Genomic DNA, 5,990 nt, shown 5'->3' with positions numbered 1-5,990 from the left:
AGAGACCGACGAGTCTGCCGTTGGGTCCACTGCAGTCGACTTCTTCGGCCAAGGCTTCGACGTCGTTCGGGAAGTGCCCTTGCGGGTCCGGCTGCTCTCGATATCGCCTGTTGAGCACGTACTACTGGTTGTCGTGCATCACATCGCAACGGATGGCTTTTCGATGGGGCCCCTGACCCGCGATCTGATGACCGCGTACCTGGCCCGCGGCGCAGGCGAGGCCCCGGATTGGGTACCGCTGCCGGTGCAATACGCGGACTTCACCCTGTGGCAGCGCTCCGTCCTGGGATCTGATGCGGATCCGCGCTCCCTCGGCCACGCGCAGGAGCAATATTGGCGTACCGCTCTGACGGACCTACCCGAGCAACTGGACCTGCCGTGCGATCGCCGCCGGCCGGCGGTATCCACCGGCCACGGCGCGACCTACTCCACGGTGATCGGTGCTGATGTGCGCCACCGTATCGAGGAGTTGGCCGCCGCTGAGGGAGTCACCCCGTTCATGGTGGTCCACGCGGCGCTATCGGTGCTGCTTGCGCGTCTGACCGGAACAGACGACATTCCTATCGGAACGCCGGTGGCCGGGCGCGGCGAAGAAGTTCTCGACGACCTTGTGGGGATGTTCGTCAACACCCTGGTTTTGCGTACGACCGTCGATCCCGGCGACCGATTCACCGACCTGCTTGCTTCGGTGCGCCGAACCGATCTCGACGCGTACAGCAACGCAGACATTCCTTTCGAGCGACTGGTGGAGGTGCTCGATCCGGTGCGCTCTCGAGCGCGTCATCCGTTGTTTCAGGTGATGCTTGCATTCCAGAACTTGGAGAACAGCACCTTCGAGCTTCCCGGACTCACCGTCGCCGGAGTCGAAGTCGACAGCGCCCTAGCGAAGGTAGATATCCAGTTCACCGTCTCCGATCGAGGCGGGGACAACGGCGGTTGGGTCTTGGACACGACGTACTCGACAGATCTGTTCGATCGTGAAACCGTTGAACCTTTCGCAACGCGGCTCGCGTCGGTGTTGGATGCTGTCGGTCTCGATCCGTCTCTTGTCGTCGGCCGGATCGACATTCTCGGCGACAGCGAACGGCGTGAAGTTATCGAAACGTGGAACGATACGGGCCGATCCGTCTCGAGGTCGGCGTTGTTGTCCTCCTTCCACCACTGCGCCGCCGCCGACCCGAATGCCGTTGCACTGACGTTCGATAGCAACGCGGTCACCTACGGTGAGTTCTCCGCTCGCGTCACCAAACTCGCCCGGCATCTGGTCGAGCGAGGAGTCGGTCCAGACGTCCTCGTTGCAGTTGCAATAAGGCGGTCGCTGGAGCTGCTGGTCGCTCTGTACGCCGTGGTCGAGGCCGGAGCAGGTTACGTTCCTGTCGACCCGGACCAGCCGGTCGATCGCAACCGGTACATATTGGACACGTCCGCAGCATCGATGGTGTTGACGACCGCGCGAGACCGCTTCGTCGATTCGTCGGCGACAGTTCTCGACATCGATTCCGTGGATCTGTCCAGCTATCGGGCAGGCCCCCTGCGCGACGCAGAGCGGGTGCGGCCGCTGCACCCGACGGATCTCGCATACGTCTTGTTCACGTCCGGGTCGACAGGCCGCCCCAAGGGTGTTGCAGTAACCCACGAGGCCATCGTCAACCGCCTGGTATGGATGCAGCACGAGTACGGCATGAGCAATGGCGACGTCGTGCTGCAGAAGACCCCCACGACCTTCGACGTCTCGGTCTGGGAGTTCTTCTGGCCCATGATGGTGGGCGCGCGACTGCACATAGCCAGGCCCGACGGTCACCGAGATCCGTTCTATCTTGCCGACACCATCGTCAGCGAAGAGGTGACGGTCGCGCACTTCGTGCCATCGATGATGTCGGTGTTCCTTTCGGAGGCCGACACGAGCAGCATGGACTCACTCCGAGTCGTCTTCGCATCCGGCGAGGCACTACCTGCATCTGCGGCGAGCCTGTTCCGTCAAAAGCTCCCCGGTTCTCGTCTTGTCAATCTGTACGGCCCGACCGAAGCGGCCGTCGATGTCACGTACCACGAGGTTGTAGAAGCGGATCGCATTGTGGTCCCGATCGGGAGGCCAATCTTCAATACCCGTGTATTCGTGCTGGATGGACGATTGAACCCAGTACCGCACGGCGTCGTCGGCGAGCTGTATCTCGCCGGTGTGCAACTGGCCCGAGGTTACTGCGCGCGACCCGACTTGACGGCCGACCGCTTCGTTGCCGATCCGGTCGGTGGCGACGGAGGCAGGCTCTATCGCACGGGCGATCTCGTGCGCTGGAATCGAGACGGGGAACTGGAGTACGTCGGCCGGTCCGATTTCCAGGTCAAGTTGCGCGGTTTGCGGATCGAACTGGGGGAAATCGAATCGGCGATCGAGCATCTGGAATCGGTGCGCGATGTCGTAGTCCTGGTTCGCCAGGAGCGACTCGTGGCGTACGTGGTCGCGAGAGATAAATTAGCGGTCGACGCCGATGAAATCCGCAGCTCGGTTGCGCTCGAATTACCGGCATACATGGTGCCGGACGCGGTCGTTGGTCTGGAGGCTCTCCCTGTCGGTGCTGCGGGCAAGCTCGATCGGAAGGCGTTGCCGGATCCACAGGTCGAAGCGCGCACATATCGGGCACCTTCGACTCCGGTCGAGGAGGTTGTCGCGCGTGTGATCGGAGATGTGCTCGGGGTCCCGACAGTCGGCCTCGACGACGACTTCTTTGATCTTGGTGGAAACTCTCTCGTGGCGACGCAGGTCGTATCCCGGGTCGGTTCGGCCCTGGACGCATCGGTGCCTCTACATGTGCTCTTCGATTCGAACACGGTCGACGGGTTCGCCAGGGCCGTGGCCTCACGCGTCGGAACCGGTGCTCGACCGGCCCCGACCACGATGGAACGACCGGATCGCGTTCCGCTTTCTCTCGCGCAGCAGCGAATGTGGATTCTCAATCATCTCGATCCAGGATCGGGTGCGTACAACATTCCGATGGCTGTGCGCCTCACGGGAGACCTCGACGCGGTTGCGCTCGAGGCCGCAGTCGCCGACATCGTGGAACGTCACGAGTCGCTGCGAACTGTCTATCCGTCCGACGAGCACGGTCCGCAACAGCGGGTTCTGCCACCGAACGAGGTGTCCTTCGACCTGACACCGAAGAGGGTCGACACACCGATCGAGGCGCAGCGAGCTGTTGCAGAGGTGGTCTTGGGTGGCTTCGATGTCGCCACCGTGGTGCCGGTTCGCGTTGCCTTGATACGGATCGCTCCGACCGAGCACGTGCTCGCGCTCGTCGTGCATCACATCTCCGCGGACGGTGCATCGATACCAGCGTTGGCCCGCGATGTGGTGGTGGCTTACGCGGCCAGGGCGCAGGGTAAGCGGCCCGGGTGGCAACCGCTGCCGATCCAGTACGCGGATTTCACTCTGTGGCAACGCAGCATCGTGGGGGAGGTCGACGAACCCGGATCGATCGCGGCGGAACAGCTGGACTATTGGCGGAAAACCCTCACCGGAAGCCCGGACGCGCTCGATCTCCCGGCGGACCGCCCACGACCTCCCGTCCAATCCATGCTCGGCCGGTCGATCGATTTCCAGATCGATGGGCCGACACATGCACGGCTGATGGATCTATCGCGCCATCGTGGGGTTTCTCTGTTCATGGTCGTGCACGCCTCTCTCTCCGTGCTGCTCAGTCGACTCAGCGGCAGTCGCGACATCGTCGTCGGAACTCCGGTGGCCGGGCGCGGTGCCGCCGAGCTGGACAACCTGGTCGGTATGTTCGTGAACACATTGGCACTGCGTACCGAAGTCGATCTCGGTGCCACGTTCTCCGAGCTCGTCGGCCGGGTACGTTCGACGGACCTCGGGGCTTTCGGCCACGCTGATCTCCCGTTCGAGTACGTCGTCGATTCCATTGTTCCCAGTCGGTCCCAGGCACGGCATCCAATCTTCCAGGTTGTGTTGTCGTTCCAGAATCTCGATCGGGTACGCCTCGAACTACCGGGTTTGACCGTCGAGGGTCTGGACGCAGGTGAACTGGCTGCGAAGTTCGACCTTCAGTTCACGGTCGAAGCTCGGACTGATGACGCCGGCGAGCCCGCAGGTTTGTTCGGATCGCTTCTGTACGCAACCGATCTGTTCGACGAGGAGACGGCCCGTTCGTTCGTGGATCGTCTGGAGCGAATTCTCGCAGCTGTCGCGCAGGATCCGGAGGTCCTGATCGGCGACGTGGAGATCATGTCCGGCGTCGAGCAGAGTAGGGCAGAGATCGCGGCCGCACCGTCTTCGGTGGAGGCCGCGACGGAGTCGGCTTCGGTGGATCGGACGATGCCTCAGGTATTCGGTTCGGTCGTGGAGCTCGACCCCGAGGCTCCGTTGATTTCTCACGGCGACGAAGAATCGACGTATCTCGAAGTCGAGGGCCGTGCCTCCAGACTGGCCAGGATCCTGATCGACAGTGCCGTCGGGCCCGGTGATCGAGTGGTCGTAACGCTCGATCCGTCGCTGGATTGGGCGGTGTCAACGTTGGCCGTTGTCCTGTCGGGCGCAGCAGTGGTGGTGTCGGAAACGTCGCGGGAGGCCGCGGAGTTCATTCGCGCGTCCGATGCGCGTGCAGTTGTGGGTAGCTCCGGCGCTAAATCGGCCGAGGCAAATTTGATCGCACTCGACGATCCCAGGGTGGTCGAGGCGGTTCAGACCGCCTCCAGTCGTCCGATCGGCTACTCCGAGCGCGTGAGGTTGCTCCGACCCGACGATGTTGCAGTCGTCGTGGTCGACGGCGACGGCGGCATCAGCGAGTACACACACGGTCAACTGGTGGCGGCACTGCGGAACATGAACGAAGACTCGCGCGTTACGTTCGATTCCAGGTTGTTCGCTGCAGCAGAAACAGGAAGCCTGTGGCAATTGTCGGCGCTGTTGTCGGCCTGCGTATCGGGGGCTGCTTTGGTCGTGCCAGCCGATGGCAAGGGTGAGCTGGTCGAGGAGTTACTCGACGGATGGGTGACTCATGGGTTCCTCACGGCCGCGTCCGCGCAGTCGATCGAGGCTGTTGAGTTCGAGGATTTGGAAGCAGTGGTGCTCGTCGACGATGCTTCTCGGTCCGTGGAGTTGGGCGATGTCGCCGTACACACCGGTGTCGCACCGCTAGGCAGGACGGAACAGAGCTGAAGTCAGTGCGGCAGAGAGTCGCTACCGGTGTCGAGCGAAGCAATCGTCGGTCGGCTAAGGAAGGGTACCGGTAGGCGGACGATGTCGATGGGGAACAATGGAGGTATGCATCTCATGGTTCGAGCCCGATGAGCCGCAACGGTTCGAGAGACGGTGACACCCGCGGCACAGGCACCGGTCGAACGGCTCGTCCTCGCCGGCCTCGCCCCAAGCGAGACACCACTCCGCTCCTCGCTCAGATTCTGAGTGCCGCCGTCGAAATCGATCCGAGCAAGGAGGCTTTGGTCGACGGCGAGCGAGTCATGACCTATGCCGAGCTCGATAGCCGTTCGTCGAAGATTGCGCGTTTTTTGATCGATTGTGGCATTGGACCGGAAGATGTTGTTGCGCTGGGCATCACGCGCTCGATAGAGTCCGTTCTCGCGATGTGGTCGATCGCAAAGACAGGGGCTGCATTCGTCCCGGTCGACCCCACCTACCCCGCTGACCGTGTGTTGCACATGATTTCGGACTCAGGTGCCCGGGTTGGACTGACAGTGGCCAATCTTCGCGGCAGGCTTCCCGATGCGTGTGATTGGACGCTACTCGACGGTGAACCAATGGCTGCCGCCCTCGACACCCTCTCCGGCGACAAGATCGCAACCACCGACCGGGTTTCCATATTACGAGCAAACAATCCGGCTTACATCATCTACACTTCGGGCTCGACGGGTCTGCCCAAAGGTGTGGTCGTCACCCACACCGGGTTGGCGCGACTCGCTGTCGAACAACGTGACCGTTTTTCATTGGGTTCGAGCTCTCGGACGTTGCATTTCGC

At 62.4% G+C, this 5,990-nt stretch carries 2 protein-coding genes; both read left to right on the top strand.

Translation table 11 applies throughout. The features are described from left to right. The coding region (locus tag RHODMAR_RS20470; protein WP_008718357.1) for a non-ribosomal peptide synthetase at positions 1 to 5,173 on the top strand (5,173 nt) is incomplete at its 5' end. Positions 5,174 to 5,454: 281 nt separating this feature from the next. Continuing rightward, the coding region (locus tag RHODMAR_RS20465; RefSeq protein WP_232433729.1) for an AMP-binding protein at positions 5,455 to 5,990 on the top strand (536 nt) is incomplete at its 3' end.

The sequence above is a fragment of the Rhodococcus sp. AW25M09 genome (assembly GCF_000333955.1).
Classification (GTDB): Bacteria; Actinomycetota; Actinomycetes; order Mycobacteriales; family Mycobacteriaceae; genus Rhodococcoides.
This window is presented reverse-complemented; position numbering and strand designations above follow the sequence as displayed.